Origin of the sequence: Nocardiopsis tropica (genome assembly GCF_042660575.1) — a bacterium.
In the GTDB taxonomy this organism is placed as follows: domain Bacteria; phylum Actinomycetota; class Actinomycetes; order Streptosporangiales; family Streptosporangiaceae; genus Nocardiopsis; species Nocardiopsis tropica.
The window spans coordinates 513392-531420 of record NZ_JBHSUF010000002.1 but is presented as its reverse complement, the minus strand read 5'-3'; the positions used below and the strand labels follow the sequence as shown (position 1 = coordinate 531420).

Genomic DNA, 18029 nt, shown 5'->3' with positions numbered 1-18029 from the left:
GTTAGCTCGTGGGCAAGGCGACGGGCAAACGGGACGAGGACGGGGAATCCATGCAACGCCATCTGGCGCTCGAACTGGCCAGCACGATCCGCCACGACGGCTCGGGGGGCGTCGCGGACGACCTGGACACCGTTCCGGACACCGCGCGCTGGCTGGCGTCGGTGGCGGACCTCCTGCCCGGAGCGCAGGTCCTCGGCTCCGGCGCCGACGAGGACCTGCGGGACCAGGTCCTGGCGCTGCGCGGCGCCGTCAGGGCGCTGCTCGCCCGGGCCGTGCGCCCGGGGCCGCCCAGTCCCGCCGACGCCCACCGGCTCCTGCCCGCCGAGCAGGCCCTGGAGCGGCTCAACTCCGCGGCCTCCAGGGAGCCCGTCGTGCCGCGGCTGCGCTGGGACGAGGGCGACGTGCCCGTGGTCGAACTCCGGTCCGGCGGGGGAGCCTGTGACACACGGGTGGTGGCGGCGATGGCCCGCTCCGCCATCGCCCTCCTGCACGGGCCCGACCGGGAGCGGCTGCGCGCCTGCACCGCACCGCGCTGCGTGCGCTACTTCGTGCAGTCCCACGGCCGCCAGCAGTGGTGCGGGACCGCCTGCGGCAACCGGGCCAGGGCCGCCCGCCACTACGAGCGCCAGGTCCTGGCCCGCTCCGCGGCCCGGCCGCTCCGGAGCGTCGTGGAGTCCTAGGGCTCCACCGGGGCCTCGGGCCGGGCCTTCGAGGACGAACCCGCCCGCCCCGGCCTCCGGTGCGCCGTACACGTCCTCGTCCGGAGCGGGGCGGTCGCCACCGGTGCGGCGGGTGGCGGAGCAGTGGCCTCGGCCGCGATCGCGCGGGGCGCGGCCGACCGGGTACGCCCGCGTCCGTGCGGGCCGCGTCGGTGGAGCCGCTGTCCGCCGCCCGGCCAGAGCCCCCGAAACGGCGCGTCCGCCGAGCCGCTGTCCGCGTGACCCTGTCCGCGGACAGCGGCTCCACCGGTTCAGGCCCGGGCGAGCGCGCGCCCGGCGTCACGGGCTGCGTCCAGGGCCTCGGCGCGCTGCTGCGCGGCCATCTCCCTCAGCCCCTCCATCGCCGGCGTCGTGGCGGCGAGGGTGAGCTCGCACTTGACCAGGGTCAGCTCGGCCTGCCAGATGTCGCCCACGACGCGCTCCAGGTAGGGGGTGGAGTGGTCCCAGCCCTCCCGGGGCGTGCCCGGTCCGTAGCCGCCGCCGAGGGTGGTGACCAGCAGGGTCGGGGTGCCCTTGAGCAGCGGGGTGGTGGCGCCCACGCCCGCGATCACCAGGTCCGACCAGGCCTTGAAGTGTTGGGAGACGCCGAAGTTGTAGAGCGGCACGGCCAGGATCACGGCGTCGGCGCCCTCCAGTTCGGCGCCCAGCGCCGCGGCCAGGTCGAGCGCCCCGCGCTGGGCCGGGGTGCGGTCGGGCTCGGCCGCGAAGCCGGCCGTGGTGGCCAGGGTCCAGGCGTCGGAGGGCAGCGGGTCGGTGCCCAGGTGGCGGCGGGTCACGGTGCCCCCGGGGTTGGCGGCGGTCCACTCGGCCTCGGCGCGGTCGGCGATCTCGGAGCTCACGGAGGTGCTCGGGAGGATGCTGGCGTCCAGTCGGAACAGGTTCATGGGGTCCGTTTCTGCAGAAGGGCGGCAGGGATCCGCGCGGTGCGGATCGTGGCCACAGCATAAGCGGACTTTACCCCGCTTAGCGAACGTGGTGTAGTTTCCTTCCTGTGAACGCCCCTCTCGTGCCCTTCGGAAAACCGCGTCCCGAACGCGCGGACGCGGCGCGCAACCGCCTGATCCTGCTGGAAGCGGCCCGGGCGATGCTCGCCGAGCACGGCGCGGAGAAGGTCACCATGGACGCCCTCGCCGAACGCGCCGGTGTGGGCAAGGGCACCGTCTTCCGCCGCTTCGGCAGCCGCGCCGGCATCTTCAACGCCCTCCTGGACGACAGCGAGGGGCGGTTCCAGGAACAGGTCCTCTCGGGGCCGCCGCCGCTGGGACCGGGCGCCGCGCCCAAGCAGCGCCTGATCGCCTACGGGCGCGCCCGCATCGCCTACCTGTTCGTCCACCACGCCCTCGTCAGGGCCGCGCTGGACCGCAACCGGCCCGCACCGATGGGCGAGGTCAGCATGACCCTGCCCCATTTCCGGATGCTGCTCGGCCGGACGGACGTCCCCCGCCGCCACCTGGACGGCCTCGCCCTCCAGCTCACCAGCGCGCTGGAGGGCCCGCTCATGCTGTACCTGTCGAGGGAGGAGATCGCCCGGACCCCGGAGCCGGACGCCGAGGACCCCCTCGCCGACAGCTGGCAGGAACTCGTCGAACGCGTCCTCCCCGGCTGACCGCTCCGGGGCGCCGGCCTGCGCCCTCCCCCGTGTCACCGGGCCGGGAGGGGGAGCTCCTCGGCGCAGCACTCCCGCCCCGTCCGGTCCCGGCCCGTTCCGCGGCTCAGCCGGCGCGGACCATCGTGGAGTCGTAGCCGCCGCCGCCCGGGTAGGTCCACGGGCCGGTCACGGTGGTCCCGTCGGCGCTGAAGACGCCCGTGTAGCGGGCGGGCGACCCCTTCTCCCCCGCCCAGATGGTGAGGGTGTCCCCGGCCAGTTCGTAGACGTAGTCGAAGGTGTTGCCCAGGCTGTCGTAGAAGCGCGACCGGATGTCCTCGCCGGGCCGCTCGGCCCCGAAGGCCCGCTCCCTCCCGATGACCTCCAGGCCGACGACCCTCTTGCCGTCCTGGACGAGGTCGACGTCCTGGAGGAGGAAGTACCGCCCCTCCATCCAGCGGTAGACGACGGTGCCCTCGGCCCCGCCGGTCACCCTCCAGACGCCCACGAGGCGGTCCAGTGCGGTCAGGGCGGCGTCGGGGCCGGCGGGGTCCTGCTCGTACGCGCTCATGTCGTGTCCTCTTCCGTGTCGGGCGCGCGGCGGCACGGTGCCGCCGCGTCTGCCCCACCCGTACGACCGGACCGGGAGGGAGAAGGAATCGGCGCCCGGGCGAATTTTCCGCACGCGGCCGCGCCGGAGCGCGCTCCCCCGGGTCAGAGGGTGGGCGGGAGCCCGAACGCGGGCAGGGTCTCGGGGCCGAACGTGGTGATCTCCGCGACGAGGCCGCCCTCGATCCGCAGCACGTCGAGGTTGACGGCGGCATGGACCGCCTCCCCCGGCATGCGCACGTAGTTGGCGGCGGCGGGGCTGCGGTTGGCGGACACGGGCACCGCGATCCACTCACCCCAGGCCCGGTTCCCGGAGAGTACCGGGCGCCACAGGTCCAGGATGGCCTCGCGGCCCTCGTAGACCAGCGACGCGGGGGGCATCGTCTGGCGCGCGTCCTCGCGCAGCAGGGCGGCGAGCCCGTCCGGGTCGGCGTCCCGGGAGGCCTCCACGTAGCGGCGCAGGACGGCGCGCTCCTCCTCGCTGGGGGCCGTGACCGGACCCCAGTCCGTCCTGTGCCGGGGAAGGACCGCGCGCAGGGTCGCCCGGGCGCGCTGCAGGGCGCTCTTGACCGCCGGGACCGACACCTCCAGGGTGCTCGCGGTCTCCTCGGCGGGCCGGCCGAGGACGTCGCGCAGGATGAGGACGGCCCGCTGGCGGGGCGGCAGGTGCTGGATGGCGGCGAGGAAGGCCAGTTCGACGGTCTCGCGGGCGATGGCCGCCGCCTCCGGCTCCCCCTCGGGCGGCGCGGCCCGGTCCAGGAGCTCGTCCGGGTACGGCTGGAGCCAGGGGACCTCGGAGAAGGGTGAGGCCCCCGTGCCCTCCGCCACGGGCCTGTCCCGGGTGCGGCGCCGGTCGAGGGCGTCCAGGCAGGTGTTGGTGGCGATCTTGTACAGCCACGCCCGGAACGTGGAGCGCCCCTCGAAGGTGGAGCGGCGGCTCCAGGCCTTGAGCAGTGTCTCCTGCACCATGTCCTCGGCCTCGGTGAAGGAGCCGAGCATCCGGTAGCAGTGCACGCGGAGTTCGTGCCGGTGGCGTTCGGCCAGTGCGGAGAAGGCGGCCTCGTCGTCCACCACGCTGTTCCCGGCCATGCGTCCCGACCACCCCTCGCCCGGCGCTTCCGGCCCGCCGCCGGCGCCCACCGAATCCTAGGGGGCGGCGGTGACGGAGGAGCGGCCGCGGGCCCGGCGGCGGCGGGCGGAGAGCCCGCGCCGGAGCACGCCCTGCCGGGGCGAGAGGAGGTAGGCCAGGGTGAACGCCGCCGCCTGGGCGAGGACGATCGATCCGCCGGTGGACACGTTGAGGTGGAAGCTGGTGAACACACCGGCCACCGCCGCCGCCACCGCGATCGACGCCGAGATGAGCAGCATGCGCTCGAACCGGTCGGTGAGCAGGTAGGCGGTGGCCCCGGGGATGATCACCATGGCCACCACCAGGATGATCCCGACCGCTTGCAGCGCCACGACGACGGTGACCGAGAGCAGGCCCAGCAGCAGGGTCTCCAGCAGGCGCGGGTTGATGCCCAGGGCGTGCGCGTGGACGGGGTCGAAGGCGTACAGGGTGAGGTCGCGGTGCTTGTACCAGACCACGGCCAGGACCACGGCGGCCAGGACCAGCACCTGCCAGATGTCGGTGTCGGAAACCCCGAGCACGTTGCCGAACAGGATGTGGCCGAGGTCGGTCTGGCTGGGCACCCGTGAGACGAGCACCAGCCCCAGGGCGAACATGGCGGTGAACACGACGCCGATGACGGCGTCCTCCTTGACCCGGGAGGTGCGGTTGACCACCCCGATCAGGGCGACGGACCCGGCGCCGAACACCAGGGCGCCCACCGCGAAGGGCAGGCCGAACATGAAGGACAGCACCACCCCGGGAAGGACGGCGTGGGAGACGGCGTCGCCCATCAGCGACCACCCCACGAGCGTCATCCAGCAGGACAGGACCGCGCAGACGACCCCGGCGACCACGCTTACCAGCAGGGCGCGCCGGACGAACTCGAACTGCAGGGGGACCGTGAACCACTCGGTGAGGCCGGTGATCAGCGCGTCCATACGGGGCCCTCCTCGTCGGAGTGGATGCCGAAGGCCTCCATGAGGACCTCCGGGCGCAGGACCTCGGCCGGTGCGCCGTGGGCGATGACGCGGCGCTGGAGCAGGACCGCCTCGTCGCACAGCACGGGCACCTGGGCGAGGTCGTGGGTGGAGACCAGCAGGGTGTGCCCCTCCCCGCGCAGCGCGCGGAGCAGTTCGACGATGGTGGCCTCCGAGCGCTTGTCGACCCCCGCGAAGGGCTCGTCGAGGAGCAGCACGGCGGCGCCCTGGGCGATGGCGCGGGCGACGAAGGCGCGTTTGCGCTGGCCGCCGGAGAGGGCCCCGATCTGGCGGTCGGCGAGGTCGGACAGGTGGGTGCGTTCCAGGGCGTGCTCGACAGCCTCGCGGTCGGCGGCCCGGGCCCGGCGGCGGCGCCCCATGTGCCCGTAGCGGCCCATCATCACCACGTCGCGTACGCGCACCGGGAAGGCCCAGTCGACCTGTTCGGACTGGGGCACGTAGCCCACCGCTCCGGCCCTGCGCGCGTCGGCGCTGGTACGGCCGAGGACGCGTACACGGCCGTGGTCGGCGGGGACCAGCCCGAGGACCGTCTTGAACAGGGTGGACTTGCCCGAGCCGTTGGTGCCGAGCAGTCCGCAGACGCGGCCCGGGGCGACCTCCAGGGAGACGTCGTCCAGGGCGAGGACGTCGCCGTAGCGCACGGTGGCGCCGGAGACCTCGATGGCGGGGACCGCCGGGGAGGACGTGGTGGAGGCGGACACGGCGCTCACCCCCTCAGCCCGGCGACGATCGTCTCGGCGTCGTGCCGGATCAGGTCGAGGTAGGTGGGGACGGGGCCGTCGGCCTCCGACAGGGAGTCCACGTAGAGGGTGCCGCCCATCTCGGCGCCGGTCTCGCGGGCCACGGACCGCTGGGTGCCGTCGTTGACGGTGCTCTCGCAGAACACGGTGGGCACGCCGTTGTCGCGGACGAAGCCGGTCACGGAGGCGATCTGCTGGGGGGTGCCCTCGGTCTCGGCGTTGACCGGCCACAGGTAGCGCTCGCTCAGCCCCGCGTCGCGGGCGAGGTAGGAGAAGGCGCCCTCGCAGGTCACCAGGGCGCGGGCGTCCTCCGGGACCTCGGCGAGCTCGGTGTCCAGGTAGTCGCCGACCTCGGAGATCTCCGCCTTGTAGGACTCCGCGGCCTCGGCGTAGGCGGCCTCGCCCTCGGGGTCCAGCTCGGTGAGGGCGTCACGGATGTTGTCCACGTAGACCAGGGCGTTGTCGGGTGACATCCAGGCGTGGGGGTTGGGTTCGCCCTCGTACTCCCCCGAGGAGATGGGGATGGTCTCGATGCCCTCGCTGAGCAGGGCGGTGGGCGCCTCCACCCGCTCGGTGAACTGCTGGAACCAGGCCTCCAGCCCAAGGCCGTTCTCCATGATCAGGTCGGCGTCCTGGCCCCGGACGAGGTCGTCGGGGGTGGGCTCGTAGCCGTGGATCTCGGCCCCGGGACGGGTGAGGGAGGCGACCTCGACCCGGTCGCCCGCGACGTTCCCGACCATGTCGGCCAGGACCGTGAACGTGGTCAGGACCAGGGGCCGTGTGTCGTCCCGCGTCTGGCCGGCCTCGGCGGAGCAGGCGGTGAGGGGCAGGGCGAGGGCCAGCCCGGCGGCGGGGATCACCCTCGACCAGTATGTTGAAGGGGACCAACCTCTAGAGTTCGGCACACCTAACTTTTTATCACAACACTGCCGAACTGAGCCACGGTCCCGGGGCCCGGTCGCCGGTGACGGGCACGGCGGCGGGGCCCGGGAACCCGGTCGGCTCATCCCGCCGGACTTCTCGATTCCTGGGGAAGTCGCGAGAGGAGCACCGCCGATACCGCGGCCATTCCGGCGCCGACGAGGAACCCCGCGGAATTGGCGAGGACGTCCCCGGTGTCGGCGGCCCGGCCCGCCCCCGCGGCCCACTGAAGCGTTTCGACGGACACGGAAAGGGCCGGTCCGAACAACAGGCGGGCCCACCACGGGGAGAAGGCGAAGAAGGCCAGGATTCCCAGAGGGACGAAAAGGAGCGCGTTCATGGCCTTTCCTCCAGGATCAGGGCCGCGGACTGCACGGGCTCGCCCGCCGCCTCAATTCCCTCGGAGAGTTCCGTGAGGACGAGGTTCTCCTGGGCGTGCGTGACCGCATTTCCCTCGCCGTCGACCACGGAGAGACCGCGATCGGGGTCGCCGTGGACGTAGAAGTCGGCCGGGTTCGTCCCCCGCAGCTCCTCTTTCTCCTGGTCGGTGAGCTCCTCGGGGCTGTAGTGGGCGACGGTGCCGTCGGTGAGCTGCTGGCCGAAGCTCTCCTCCACGGCTTCGTTCATCGCGAGCTCGTTCACGAAGCCGAGGGGGTTCCAGTGGACGTAGCGGCCGGGGTCGGCCGGGGAGCCGCCGGAGAACGGCATCACCAGGACCAGCACGTAGACGGACGCCGTCGCCGCCAGTAACTTTCGCGTGTGCCGGGGGAACGCGCCCTGCGAACGGGCCGCGGCGGCCGCTAGCACGAGGGAGAGCGCGAAGAGCAGCAGAATCGCCACGGACAACGTCAGCGGCGTGACATAGAACAGAACTCTCCACATTCGGACGGCACTCCTATGATTTTTCGGCGAAGCCGGGCAGAACGTTCAGGAGATTACACGCCACCGGGGCCCCTGTTTCACAGGAGGAGTGGTTCGCGGGCGGGAATGCGCATTCTCGGTTCCCCCGCGGGCGCGTGAACTGGAACTCTTCGCACCGACATTTTTTCGGAAGGCCGGAGGCGGGGGCGCGGAGCCTCCCGGCTCGGTTCGGCGGTACGGGTCCGTCTCACTAGACTGGTCGCCCGGCACGCGCGGAAGCCCCTGTCCCGCGCCCCTCGCGCGCCCCGATGTCCACGAGGTCGCCAGACCCCGTACCACGAGGGAGACCGATGGGGTCCGACGCCGATCCGCACCGCACGCTGCGCGAACGCTACCGACTGCTGGCCGAGATCGGCCGGGGCGGTATGGGACGGGTCTGGCGCGCGCACGACATACGGCTCAACCGCGCCGTGGCCGTCAAGGAGATCTTTCTGGCTCCGGGGCAGGACGAGACCGAACGCGGGCGCACGGCTGCCCGGGCCAGGCGCGAGGCGCAGGCCGCGGCGATGGGCGGCCACCCCAACATCGTCACCGTGCACGACATCGTCGAGGACGACGGGCGGCCGTGGATCGTCATGGAGTTCCTCACCGGGCGCTCCCTGCACGCCCTGGTCCGCGACGACGGCCCCCGCGACCACCGGGAGGCCGCGGCATGGGGCCTGGACCTGCTCAGCGCCCTGACCACGGCGCACGGGCAGGGCATCACCCACCGCGACGTCAAGCCCGAGAACGTGATGGTGACCGACTCCGGGCGGGTGGTGCTCACCGACTTCGGGATCGCCACCATCGCCGACACCGCCTCGGTCACCCAGACGGCCGGGGTGCTCGGCTCCCCCGCCTACCTGGCCCCCGAGCGCCTGGGCACGGGCCCGGCCAGCCCCGCGAGCGACCTGTGGTCGCTCGGCGCGACCCTGTACCACACGGCCACCGGGATCTCGCCCTTCCGGCGGGAGGGCATCCCCGCGACGCTGCACGCCGTCACCTCCGTGGAGCCGCCGGACGTCCTGGGGCGGGGGCCGCTGGGACAGGCCGTGCGGGGGCTCCTCGTGAAGGACCCGGCCAGGCGGATCGACGCCGACCGGTGCCGGGAACTGCTGTCCGCCGAGGCGGTCGGCGCCGTCGTCGGCACGGGTTTCACGGCCTCCCCCGCCCTCACCTCCTCCTCGGCGGGCCCCGCGCCCTCCGGGCCGCTGCCCGCACCCGCGAGGGCTCCGCTCCCGACCGGGTTCGGGACCGCCCCGCAGGCTTCCCCGGCCGCGTTCGCGCCGCCCCCGGCGCAGCCGACGCGTCCGGTCGCGCCGCCGCACGGGCCCCCTCCCGGGCCGACGGTCCCGATGGCCAGGGCGCCGCGGAGCGGAGGGCGGCTGTCCTGGCCGTTCGTGGTGCTCACCCTGGGACTGTCCGCGCTGGTCGCGGCGGCCTCCCTCCTGGTCGCGCTCGACCCGTGGGGCGGGGAGCCCGACCCCACCGCGGCCGCCTCCGGCGAGGAGCAGGGCTCCGCGGCGGACGATGGCGCGGCGGACGCCACCGGCGAGCCCTCCGAGCAGGAGGGGGACGGCGAACCGGAGGCGGTCGGAGGGGAGTCCGTCACCGGGAACGGGACGACCTGGACCGAGGAGGACCAGGGCTTCGGCATCGGGGTGCCCGACGGGTGGATCCGCAGGACCGCGGGGACCAGCGTCTTCTACGACTCCCCCCACGACGGCAGCTACCTCCAGGTCGACATGGCCGAGCACCCCACCGACGACGAGTACCAGCACGTCGCCGGGCTGGAGCAGGGCGTCCAGGAGTCGGGGCGCATGCCCGGCTACGAGCGGGTGCGGCTGGAGGACGCCACCGCCGGCAGCGGGTTCCACTCGGTCGCCGAGTGGGAGTTCACCTGGAACGGCGACGGCCAGGAGCGGCGCCTGCTGTCCCGCAACATCGCGGTGGCGCCCGGCGTGCACTACACGGTCGCCTGGGTGACCCCCGCGGCCTCGTGGAACGACCAGGCCGACCTGCGCGCCGAGTCGCTGGACTCCTTCGAGCCCTCCTGACCCCTCCCCCGGCGGGCGGTCCTCCGCCCGCGCGCCGGACCGGCGCCACCCTTCCCCGGACCGGGACACCGCCCGCGCATTTTTTGCCACAACGGCAACAGAACTTGTGGTTCTGGCCGGTGTGCGCGCATGGTGGTCGTGGAGGTGGTCATGGTGGCCGAACAGTTGGAGAACAGCTATGACGTGGTCGTCGTCGGAGGCGGCGCGGCCGGTCTGAGCGGCGCCCTGATGCTGGCGCGGGCGCGCCGGTCGGTGGTGGTGGTCGACGCGGGAGAGCCGCGCAACGCCCCGGCCGACGCGGTGCACGGGCTGCTGGCCCTGGACGGGACGGCGCCCGCCGACCTGCTGGAGCGGGGACGGGCGGACGTGCGCCGCTACGGCGGCCACGTGGTGTCCGGCCGGGTCGACGCGGTCGCCCGCGAGGGCGACGGGTTCGCGGTGGCGCTCGCCGACGGACGGACGGTGCGGGCGCGCCGGCTGCTCGTGACCACGGGTCTGGTGGACGAGCTCCCCGGGATCCCCGGTCTGCGGGAGCGCTGGGGCAGCGACGTGGTCCACTGCCCGTACTGCCACGGCTGGGAGATCCGCGACCGTGCCATCGGCGTGCTGGCGGTCGGGCCGATGTCGGTGCACCAGGCGCTGCTGTTCCGCCAGTGGAGCGCGGACGTCACGTACTTCTCCCACACCGCGCAGCCGCTGACCGATGAGCAGTCGGAGCAGTTCGCCGCCCGCGGGATCTGTGTGGTCGACGGAGAGGTGGCCGCCCTGGAGGTCGAGGAGGACCGCCTCACGGGGGTGCGGCTGGCCGACGGCATGGTCGTGGGCCGCGAGGCCGTGGCGGTCTCCTCCCGGATGGTGGCGCGCGCCGGCTTCCTCGCGGACCTGGGGCTGCGGACCGAGGAGCACCCGATGGGGGTCGGCACGTACGTCCCCGCCGAGCCCACGGGGCGCACGAGCGTGCCCGGGGTGTGGGTGGCGGGCAACGTGACCGATCCGTCCGCCCAGGTCGGATCCTCGGCCGCGGCGGGCGCGGGCGCGGGGGCCCAGATCAACATGGACCTCGTGACCGAGGAGACCCGACTCGCGGTCGAGGCCCGGGACCCCTTCTCGGCCGGGGTCGAGGCGGGTGCGGGCCCGAGGTGACGGACGGGCGCGGCCACGGGCCGTGAGCGAACGGGGAGCGGCGGCGTCCGCACCCCGGGGACGGGCTCGGACCCGACCGCAGGGGCCGTTTCGATGCGGCCGATACCGCATCGCGGCCGGGGCGCTTTCTCCTGACCGGTCCCGGTGCGCCCCCTTCCCGGGGGCGACATTCCGCACGGGAGGTTGGGAACGCGTGCCGCGCGGAAACGATCAGCACGCAGCGCCGACCACCGCGGGGAGGGCGCCCGACGAGGGCGCCCTCCCCGCGCGGCGCGGACCCGGTCGTGGCCGCGCCCGCGCCGCCACGCCCCAGGGAGCCCACACGATGACGACGGTCGTCTTCGACCACACCACCACCGGTTACCGGGTGCCGCACGCCCTGTGCCTGGCGCACGCGGCCAAACTCGCCTACGCCGATCCGGACACCGCACGGCGCCAGGCCGCCGAGTGGGGGTTCGACCGCTTCCGCTTCTTCGAGGCCGACTTCGCGCCCCCCTTCGCCCTGGACCACACCCAGGGCTTCACCATGGCCGGCGACGACATGGTCGTCACGGCCTTCCGCGGGACCGAACCCACCCAGATCATGGACTGGCTCTCCGACGGCAAGGCCCCCCTGGTCCGGCACTCCTCCCGGCGGGGCCGGGCGCACTGGGGGTTCAGCACCGCCGTGGACGCCGTGTACACGGAACTGCGCGGGGCCGTCGAGGAGTTCCGCACCGCCGGGCAGTCCCTGTGGTTCACCGGCCACAGCCTGGGCGGCGCGCTGGCCGTGCTCGCCGCCGCACGCCTGCACTTCGAGCCCCCGTCACTGCCGGCGGACGGGGTCTACACCTTCGGACAGCCCCGCACCTGCGACCGCGAACTCGCCGTGGCCTACGACGAGGCGCTCAGGGGGCGCACCCACCGCTTCGTCAACAACAACGACGTCGTCGCCCAGGCGCCCCCGGGGCCGCTGTACACACACGTGGCCGAGGAGCGCTACTTCGACGCCGACGGTCGCCTGCACGCCAAGGCGCCGGGGCTGCTCGGCAGGGTCTCGGACAGGGCCAGGGGCTACGCCCTGGACGCGGCCGCCTTCAGGCCCGACGCCGACGGGATCACCGACCACTTCATCGACGCCTACATCGCGTGCCTGGAGGCGGCCGGCCGCTGAGGCGCGCCGGGGCCGTCCCCCCGTACCGCGACGGCCCCGGCGGGAGCCGCCCCTGCCGTGCCGCGGGGCCGGGCCCACGGGGCGGCAGGGGCGGGGGGACGCACGCTCTCACGTTACAGTCATTGCAGTAACTACTGCAATGACTGTAACGTGAGGCCATGAGCGAACCCACCGAGGACGAACTGGCCTTCGTCGACGACGTCGCGGGCTTCTTCGCCCGCGAGGGCCTGCCCCTGATCTCCGGCCGCGTCATCGGATGGCTGCTGATCAGCGACCCGCCAGAGCAGAGCGCCGCCCAGATCGCCGAGGCGCTCCAGGTCAGCCGCAGCTCCATCAGCACCGCGGCCCGGCTCCTCACCCCCAGCGGACTGGTCGAGGGGGTACGCCGCCGCGGAGAGCGACAGGAGTACCTCCGCATCGCCGCCGACGGCTGGAGCCGGATGCTGGAGCGCCGCTACGCCCAGGCCGCGGGGTTCCGTGAAGTCACCGAGCGGGGGCTCAGGGCCCTGGAGGGCTCCGCCCCGCAGCGGCGCGAGCGCCTGGCCAACGTCAACCGGCTCTACGGCTTCCTGGAGGCCGAACTCCCCGCGGTGCTCCGGCGCTGGCGGGACGAACAGGAGGACCACGACCGATGACCCGGACCCCGACCCCCTTCGAGCGCATCGCCCTCGACCGTCCCGAGGGGCGGCTGAGCGTGGTGACCGCGGGCGAGCACGGCTCCCCCGTCGTCCTGCTGAGCGGAGCCGGGCAGGACAACGCCCTGCTCAGCTGGCGCCACCTCCTCCCCGTCCTGGCGGCCGAGCACCGGGTGTTCGCCCCCGACTGGCCCAAGCAGGGACACAGCAGGCCGTGGAACGGCCTCGCCGACCACGCGGCACTGACAGACGTCGTCACCCACGTCCTGGACCGGTTCGGCCTGGACCGGGCGGCGCTCGTCGGCCTGTCCCAGGGCGGTGCGCTGGCCCTGTCCTACGCCATCGACCACCCCGAACGGGTCGAGAGGCTCGTGGCCATGGCTCCCGCGGGGGTCATCGCCTTCCCGCCCGGCGTGCACCAGCTGCTGTGGCTCACCGCGCGGAGCAGGTTCCTCAACCGCACGCTGCCCGAGCGGATGTTCCGCACCCGGGAGGGGGTGGAGCGCTTCGTGCGGCGGGCCCTGTTCGCCGGCCCGGTCGCGGACCTGGACTCCGTCGTGGACGAGGTCATGGAGGAGATCCGTGTCAGCGGGGTCGGGTCCTCCGACTGGCAGAACGCCTCCATCGGCCCCTGGCGGATGAGGGTGGACCTGCGCCCGCGCCTGGGCGAGATCTCGTGCCCCACCCTGTTCATCCAGGGTGACAAGGACGTCGGCGTCCGCCCGGCGCGGACCGTCGAGGCGGCCCGCCGCGTGCCCGGCGCCCGTCTGGAACTCCTGGAGGGCAACGGGCACTGGCTCAACCGCCAGTCACCCGACCGGGTCAACGCCCTGGTCAGGGAGTTCCTGGCCGAGTCCGGAACCTGACCCCGCCGCTTGCGGCCCCGGGCGAACGCCCGGGGCCGCCGCGGTCCCAGGGCCCGGTCGATCGGCTCCGGAGCCGACCGGCCGGTGCGGGACGCGGGACGCCTCAGCCCCGGTGGACGCAGAACAGCGGACCGTGGTAGGCGGAGACGTCGAACCCCGCCGAGGAGATGGCGGCCCCGACCCGCTCCGGCCGGCTCCACCCCTTCCCCTCGTCGTACCGGGTCCACCACAGCCGCCCCCACCCGCCGGAGTCCTCCTGGTGGAAGACGCAGTACAGGTGGTCGTTGTACCGGGCGATCGCCGGGGCGTACGAGGTGCGCACGGGGTTGCCGTCCGGGTCATCGATGCGCCGGCTCCCGCTCCAGCTCCGGGAGACGCTGCTGTAGGTCATCCAGTGGAGCTGGTCGTCCCCGCGGTCGTGGACGCAGTAGAGGTGGTCCTTGAAGCGCTCCACCACCGGGGTGCGCGACGAGGTGAACCCTCCCGGCACGTCGCTCTCGGCGCTCCATGCCTTGGTCCCGGTGTCGTGGCTCAGCCAGCGCAGTGTGCCGTCCTCACGCCTGAGGACGCAGTACAGGAGGCCGTCGTAGACCGTGAGGGAGGCGCCCGAGGCCCTCACCTCCCGGCCGCCGGGCTCCTTCACGACCTGGTCGGCCGACCAGCCCGGCTCCGCGCCCTCGATGTTGTAGCGCGACCACCACAGGCGGGTGTCGGAGACGTCGCGGTGGTGGACGCAGTACAGGAAGTCGTTGGCGTGGGAGACCGCGGGCTGCCCGTGGTTGGGCACGCGGTCCCCGAGCACGTCGGTGATCTCCCGGTCGCCCCTCCAGGCCCCGGTCTCCTTGTCGTAGACGTCCCACCACAGGAACGGGTTGGCGGCGGTGTCCTGGTGCAGGCAGTACAGGAGGCTCTTGTACGCCTCGATGCCGGGGCCGTGGGGAGACCAGGCGCCGGGGACCTCCAGGTCCTTGGACCAGCCCGCGCCCTCCTCGAACTTGAGCCACCGCAGCTCCCTGTTCCGCGACCTGTTCCAGCGGCGGCGGGAGGAGCGCCGGGGCTTGGGGTCCGGACAGGGGCTGCGCTCGTGCGCGACGCGGCCGCCGACATAGGTCGCCGCCACGGCCCGGTCGTCGCCCAGCGTCGCGAGTGCGAACAGCAGGTCGTCGACGGTCTCGCTCTCCGCGGTGCGCGCGGCGAGCAACTGGGTGGCGGAGGGGTCCAAGACCACGAAGTCGGCCTCGTGGCCGGGCGCGAGCGAGCCGATGACCCCTTCCAGGCCCATCGTCTCGGCCCCGCCGAGGGTGGCCAGGTAGAAGAGCTTGGTGCCGTCCATGGGCACATGGCCGAGTTGGCCCACCTTGTAGGCCTCGCCCATGGTCTGCAGGAGCGACAGGCTCGTGCCCCCGCCCACGTCGGTGCCCAGGCCGGTGTGCACGGGGCGCTTGCGGCGCCTGGCGTCGCGCATGGAGAAGAGCCCGCTGCCCAGGAACAGGTTGGATGTGGGGCAGTGCGCCACCCCGCTTCCGGTGGCCGACAGGCGCTTCCACTCGCGCTTCTCCAGGTGGACGGAGTGGGCGAAGACCGCCCCGCGCCCGAGGAGGCCGTAGTGCTCGTAGACGTCGACGTAGTTCTCACGTTCGGGGAAGAGCCGGCGGACCTCCTCGACCTCGTCCGTGTTCTCGGCCAGGTGCGTCTGCATGAGCGTGCCGGGGTGATCGTGCCACAGCTTCCCGGCCAGGCGGAGCATCTCGCCGGTGCAGGCCACGGCGAACCGCGGGGTGACCGCGTACAGGCTCCGCCCCACGCCGTGCCACTTGCGGATGAGCGCCTCGGACTCCTCGTAGCCCTGAAGGGGCGAGGGGTCCAGCAGGTCGGGGCGGGCGTTGCGGTCCATGAGGACCTTGCCCGCGGCCACGCGCATGCCCCTGCGGTTGGTCTCCTCGAACAGGGCGTCGACCGAGACCGGGTAGGTCGCGCAGTTGACCAGCGCGGTGGTGGTGCCGTTGCGCAGGATCTGCTCGCAGAAGAGCTTCGCGAACCGTTCGGCGTAGGCCCTGGAGGCGAAGCGGGCCTCCTCGGGGTAGACGGAGTTCTGCAGCCAGTCCAGGAGCTGGTCGCCGTAGGCGCCGATGATCCGCGTCTGCACGTAGTGCACGTGGGGGTCGACGAACCCCGGCAGGATCAGCTTGTCCCGGTGGTGGACGACGGTGGCGCCGACGGGAAGCTTCTCCACCAGGTCCGAGTACTCCCCCGCCGCGGTGATCCTGCCGTCCCGGCAGACGAGCAGGCCGTCCTCCACGTACTCCAGCGCCCCCTCGCCGGAGGTGAGGAAGGGGTCCTCGCCGAACCAGACCAGGGAGCCGCGGACCGCCGTGACGGCGCCGCAGCCACCGCCGGCCTCCGGGGGTGTGGTGACGGCGTTCATGCCCGACCACCCCCTCGGGGTCCCGGTCGCCGGTCGGATTCGCGCCTTCTCGCGGCGTCGCGCACCATGTCCGCTCCTCGCTCGGGTGCTCGGTCCGTCACCGCGAGTACCCGGAGGTCACCGGCGGAAAACTCCCCCTGCCCGGCGTCGTCGCAGGCAGGGGGCTGTGCCGGCATCGGCGGTGCTCGTCGCCGGATGGCGGCGGCACGGGCGGGCCCGGGCACACGCGCCGCCCAGGCGCGAGCGCGTCGGCCGTTCCTCAGGTGCCCAGGTAGCGCAGCACCGCCAGCACCCGGCGGCTGTACCCGGAGGCGTGCCCCAGTTCCAGCTTGTCGAAGATCGCGTTCACGTGCTTCTCCACCGCGCTCAGGGACACGAACAGGCGCTGGGCGATCAGCGTGTTGCTCAACCCCTGCGCCATGAGCTCCAGCACGTCGCGCTCGCGCGGGGTCAGCCGCGCCAGCGGGTCGGCGTGGGTGGTGCGGGCCAGGAGCTGGCGCACCACCTCGGGGTCGAAGGCCGCCCCTCCGGCCCGGACCCGCTCCAGGGCGTCCAGGAACTCCCCCACCTCCGACACCCGGTCCTTGAGCAGGTAGCCGACCCGGCCCGAGGCGGCGGCGAGCAGTTCGGCGGCGTAGCGCTGCTCCACGTACTGCGACAGCACCAGCACCGCCACCCCCTCGTGCTCGGCGCGGATGCGCAGGGCCGCGCGCAGCCCCTCGTCGGTGTGGGTCGGGGGCATCCGCACGTCCACCACGGCCGCGTCCGGCCGGTGCCCGGCGACCTCCTCCAGCAGGGCCTCGGCGTCGCCGACCGCCGCCACCACCCGGTGGCCCTCCTCCTCCAGCAGCCGTACCAGGCCCTCCCTCAGGAGGACCGAGTCGTCAGCGATCACCAGGCGCATGGGGGCTCCGTATCCGTTGTTCGTCGGGCAGCGGCAGGGCGGCGTGCACCGTGGTCGGCCCGCCCGCGGGGCTGTGCACCGACAGTGTCCCGTCCAGGGCCTGGACCCGTCGCGCCAGGCCCGTCAGACCGCTCCCCTCCGGGTCCGCGCCGCCCCGGCCGTCGTCGAGGACCCGCAGGTCCAGCACTCCGCCGCGGCCGTCCACGTGCACGATCACCTCACCGGCCCCGGCGTGCTTGACGGCGTTGGTGATGGACTCGCGCGCCACGAAGTACACGGCCGCGGCCAGCTCGCGCGGTGGCGGCGCGGGCAGGTCCGAGCGCACCGCCACCGGCAGCGGGCTGCGCCTGGCCACCTCGGTCAGCGCCGCCTCCAGCCCCAGGGTGTCCAGGGCGGTCGGGTAGACCCGCCAGGCCACCTCGCGCAGTTCGTCGAGCAGGATCCGGGACTCGGTGTGGGCCTCGCGCAGCAGCCCCGCCGTCCGCTCGGGGTCGGTGCCGCGCTGGGCCCGGCCCAGCAGCATCGCCAGGGCCACGACCCGCTGCTGAACCCCGTCGTGCAGGTCGCGTTCGATCCTGCGGCGCTCCTCGTCCACCGCGCGGACGATGCCCGAACGCGTCTGGGTGAGCTCGTCGATCCGGCGATTCAGGAGGTCCTCGTGGCTGGGGCCCAGGAGCCGGCGGGCCAGGGAGCGGTCGACGGCGGAGGCCAGCGCCGCGACCAGCCACACCGCGGCGAGGACGACCAGCCCCACGGCCAGCCCCAGGTTGACGCTGGAGACGGACAGTTGTGCACCGGGCAGGGACACCGGGACGCTGGTCCCGGCCCCCGTGACGGCCTCCAGCGCGGCCCCGCCGAGGAATACCGCCACCAGCAGGGCGGCCGACGGCGCCAGATAACCGCACACCAGGGCGAGCGGCAGCCGCAGGAGCAGGTAGGCCGCGCGGTGCGCCGTGCCGGGACGGGCCCGGACCGCGCACCCCGTCCACCGCTCCAGCCGCGCCAGGTCGAGGTCGCACAGCTTCCCGGTCCACCGCGAGAGCGCGTCCCGCGTCCGCGGACGGGCGGAGGGCCGGACCAGCGCGGCGGCCAGGAGCAGCAGGGACGCCGCCGCCCACACGAGGGTGAGGGCGGCGGTGACCAGCCCCAGGACCGTTCCCGTGAACTCCCCCGCCGCGCGTCCGAGCGGCACGGCCGCCGCGCCCGCACGGGCGCGGAGACCGGTTGTCCCTCGTGCGCCGCCCGACTCGTCCATGCCCGCTC

18 protein-coding genes are annotated in these 18029 nt (G+C 73.7%); 7 read left to right on the top strand and 11 right to left on the bottom strand.

From position 1 onward, the window contains the following. The first annotated feature begins 50 nt into the window (after window positions 1–50). Window positions 51–680 carry a CGNR zinc finger domain-containing protein gene (locus ACFQBR_RS05335; protein WP_344175859.1) on the top strand — a complete coding sequence of 210 codons (630 nt, stop codon included), beginning with the start codon at window positions 51–53 and terminating at the stop codon, window positions 678–680. Window positions 681–970: 290 nt separating this feature from the next. Here ACFQBR_RS05335 and ACFQBR_RS05330 read toward each other — a convergent pair whose 3' ends face one another. Continuing rightward, window positions 971–1603 carry an FMN-dependent NADH-azoreductase gene (locus ACFQBR_RS05330; protein WP_344175857.1) on the bottom strand — a complete coding sequence of 211 codons (633 nt, stop codon included), beginning with the start codon at window positions 1601–1603 and terminating at the stop codon, window positions 971–973. 107 nt (window positions 1604–1710) lie between these two features. On the opposite strand from ACFQBR_RS05330, the gene ACFQBR_RS05325 reads away from it, so the two are divergent. Then, complete coding sequence (locus tag ACFQBR_RS05325; protein ID WP_344175855.1) at window positions 1711–2325, top strand: TetR/AcrR family transcriptional regulator; 615 nt, start codon at window positions 1711–1713, stop codon at window positions 2323–2325. 106 nt (window positions 2326–2431) lie between these two features. Here the strand turns inward: ACFQBR_RS05325 and ACFQBR_RS05320 are convergent, their stop codons facing one another. The 7 genes from ACFQBR_RS05320 to ACFQBR_RS05290 all read right to left on the bottom strand — a co-directional run bounded on the left by ACFQBR_RS05320 (window position 2432) and on the right by ACFQBR_RS05290 (window position 7523). Continuing rightward, window positions 2432–2875 (bottom strand): hypothetical protein, encoded by a 444-nt coding sequence (locus ACFQBR_RS05320; protein ID WP_344175853.1) that lies wholly within the window; start codon window positions 2873–2875, stop codon window positions 2432–2434. 143 nt (window positions 2876–3018) lie between these two features. After that, on the bottom strand, window positions 3019–4002 hold the full coding sequence (locus tag ACFQBR_RS05315; RefSeq protein WP_267950011.1) for an RNA polymerase subunit sigma-70: 984 nt from the start codon (window positions 4000–4002) through the stop codon (window positions 3019–3021). 57 nt (window positions 4003–4059) lie between these two features. Next, a complete protein-coding gene (locus ACFQBR_RS05310) occupies window positions 4060–4962 on the bottom strand; it encodes a metal ABC transporter permease (protein ID WP_267950012.1) in 903 nt (300 codons plus the stop codon). Beyond that, window positions 4950–5723: a metal ABC transporter ATP-binding protein gene (locus ACFQBR_RS05305; RefSeq protein WP_267950013.1), complete on the bottom strand. Its 774-nt coding sequence runs from the start codon at window positions 5721–5723 to the stop codon at window positions 4950–4952. Before ACFQBR_RS05305 ends, ACFQBR_RS05310 begins: the two co-directional genes overlap by 13 nt. Before the next feature lie 5 nt (window positions 5724–5728). Continuing rightward, a complete protein-coding gene (locus ACFQBR_RS05300) occupies window positions 5729–6622 on the bottom strand; it encodes a metal ABC transporter substrate-binding protein (RefSeq protein WP_378552223.1) in 894 nt (297 codons plus the stop codon). Window positions 6623–6765: 143 nt separating this feature from the next. Next, window positions 6766–7023: a VanZ family protein gene (locus ACFQBR_RS05295; protein WP_344175845.1), complete on the bottom strand. Its 258-nt coding sequence runs from the start codon at window positions 7021–7023 to the stop codon at window positions 6766–6768. Then, window positions 7020–7523, bottom strand: a complete 504-nt coding sequence (locus ACFQBR_RS05290; protein WP_378552221.1) for a hypothetical protein — start codon at window positions 7521–7523, stop codon at window positions 7020–7022. The genes ACFQBR_RS05295 and ACFQBR_RS05290 overlap by 4 nt, the downstream gene beginning before the upstream one ends. 371 nt (window positions 7524–7894) lie before the next feature. Between ACFQBR_RS05290 and ACFQBR_RS05285 the strand changes: the two genes are divergently transcribed. From ACFQBR_RS05285 to ACFQBR_RS05265, 5 genes are all read left to right on the top strand, one after another. Next, a complete protein-coding gene (locus ACFQBR_RS05285; protein ID WP_344175842.1) occupies window positions 7895–9640 on the top strand; it encodes a serine/threonine-protein kinase in 1746 nt (581 codons plus the stop codon). 129 nt (window positions 9641–9769) lie between these two features. Next, window positions 9770–10783, top strand: a complete 1014-nt coding sequence (locus ACFQBR_RS05280) for an NAD(P)/FAD-dependent oxidoreductase (RefSeq protein WP_344175840.1) — start codon at window positions 9770–9772, stop codon at window positions 10781–10783. Window positions 10784–11108: 325 nt separating this feature from the next. Next, window positions 11109–11936 (top strand): lipase family protein, encoded by an 828-nt coding sequence (locus tag ACFQBR_RS05275; RefSeq protein WP_344175838.1) that lies wholly within the window; start codon window positions 11109–11111, stop codon window positions 11934–11936. A 158-nt stretch (window positions 11937–12094) separates the two neighbouring features. Beyond that, window positions 12095–12571, top strand: a complete 477-nt coding sequence (locus ACFQBR_RS05270) for a GbsR/MarR family transcriptional regulator (RefSeq protein WP_267950018.1) — start codon at window positions 12095–12097, stop codon at window positions 12569–12571. After that, window positions 12568–13437: an alpha/beta fold hydrolase gene (locus ACFQBR_RS05265; RefSeq protein ID WP_344175836.1), complete on the top strand. Its 870-nt coding sequence runs from the start codon at window positions 12568–12570 to the stop codon at window positions 13435–13437. Before ACFQBR_RS05270 ends, ACFQBR_RS05265 begins: the two co-directional genes overlap by 4 nt. 103 nt (window positions 13438–13540) lie before the next feature. Here the strand turns inward: ACFQBR_RS05265 and guaD are convergent, their stop codons facing one another. The 3 genes from guaD to ACFQBR_RS05250 all read right to left on the bottom strand — a co-directional run bounded on the left by guaD (window position 13541) and on the right by ACFQBR_RS05250 (window position 18021). Further along, window positions 13541–15862 (bottom strand): guanine deaminase, encoded by a 2322-nt coding sequence (guaD, locus tag ACFQBR_RS05260; RefSeq protein ID WP_344175834.1) that lies wholly within the window; start codon window positions 15860–15862, stop codon window positions 13541–13543. Window positions 15863–16121: 259 nt separating this feature from the next. After that, window positions 16122–16766: a response regulator transcription factor gene (locus tag ACFQBR_RS05255; RefSeq protein WP_330157879.1), complete on the bottom strand. Its 645-nt coding sequence runs from the start codon at window positions 16764–16766 to the stop codon at window positions 16122–16124. Next, a complete protein-coding gene (locus ACFQBR_RS05250) occupies window positions 16747–18021 on the bottom strand; it encodes a sensor histidine kinase (RefSeq protein ID WP_344175832.1) in 1275 nt (424 codons plus the stop codon). Before ACFQBR_RS05250 ends, ACFQBR_RS05255 begins: the two co-directional genes overlap by 20 nt. Window positions 18022–18029 lie beyond the last annotated feature (8 nt).

Bases quoted from the DNA above. Each gene is read 5' to 3' on its own strand.
- ACFQBR_RS05335 (WP_344175859.1), top strand. From the start codon at position 51: ATGCAACGCCATCTGGCGCTCGAACTGGCCAGCACGATCCGCCACGAC.
- ACFQBR_RS05330 (WP_344175857.1), bottom strand. From the start codon at position 1,603: ATGAACCTGTTCCGACTGGACGCCAGCATCCTCCCGAGCACCTCCGTG.
- ACFQBR_RS05320 (WP_344175853.1), bottom strand. From the start codon at position 2,875: ATGAGCGCGTACGAGCAGGACCCCGCCGGCCCCGACGCCGCCCTGACC.
- ACFQBR_RS05315 (WP_267950011.1), bottom strand. From the start codon at position 4,002: ATGGCCGGGAACAGCGTGGTGGACGACGAGGCCGCCTTCTCCGCACTG.
- ACFQBR_RS05310 (WP_267950012.1), bottom strand. From the start codon at position 4,962: ATGGACGCGCTGATCACCGGCCTCACCGAGTGGTTCACGGTCCCCCTG.
- ACFQBR_RS05295 (WP_344175845.1), bottom strand. From the start codon at position 7,023: ATGAACGCGCTCCTTTTCGTCCCTCTGGGAATCCTGGCCTTCTTCGCC.
- ACFQBR_RS05285 (WP_344175842.1), top strand. From the start codon at position 7,895: ATGGGGTCCGACGCCGATCCGCACCGCACGCTGCGCGAACGCTACCGA.
- ACFQBR_RS05280 (WP_344175840.1), top strand. From the start codon at position 9,770: ATGGTGGTCGTGGAGGTGGTCATGGTGGCCGAACAGTTGGAGAACAGC.
- ACFQBR_RS05275 (WP_344175838.1), top strand. From the start codon at position 11,109: ATGACGACGGTCGTCTTCGACCACACCACCACCGGTTACCGGGTGCCG.
- ACFQBR_RS05270 (WP_267950018.1), top strand. From the start codon at position 12,095: ATGAGCGAACCCACCGAGGACGAACTGGCCTTCGTCGACGACGTCGCG.
- ACFQBR_RS05265 (WP_344175836.1), top strand. From the start codon at position 12,568: ATGACCCGGACCCCGACCCCCTTCGAGCGCATCGCCCTCGACCGTCCC.
- guaD (WP_344175834.1), bottom strand. From the start codon at position 15,862: ATGAACGCCGTCACCACACCCCCGGAGGCCGGCGGTGGCTGCGGCGCC.
- ACFQBR_RS05255 (WP_330157879.1), bottom strand. From the start codon at position 16,766: ATGCGCCTGGTGATCGCTGACGACTCGGTCCTCCTGAGGGAGGGCCTG.
- ACFQBR_RS05250 (WP_344175832.1), bottom strand. From the start codon at position 18,021: ATGGACGAGTCGGGCGGCGCACGAGGGACAACCGGTCTCCGCGCCCGT.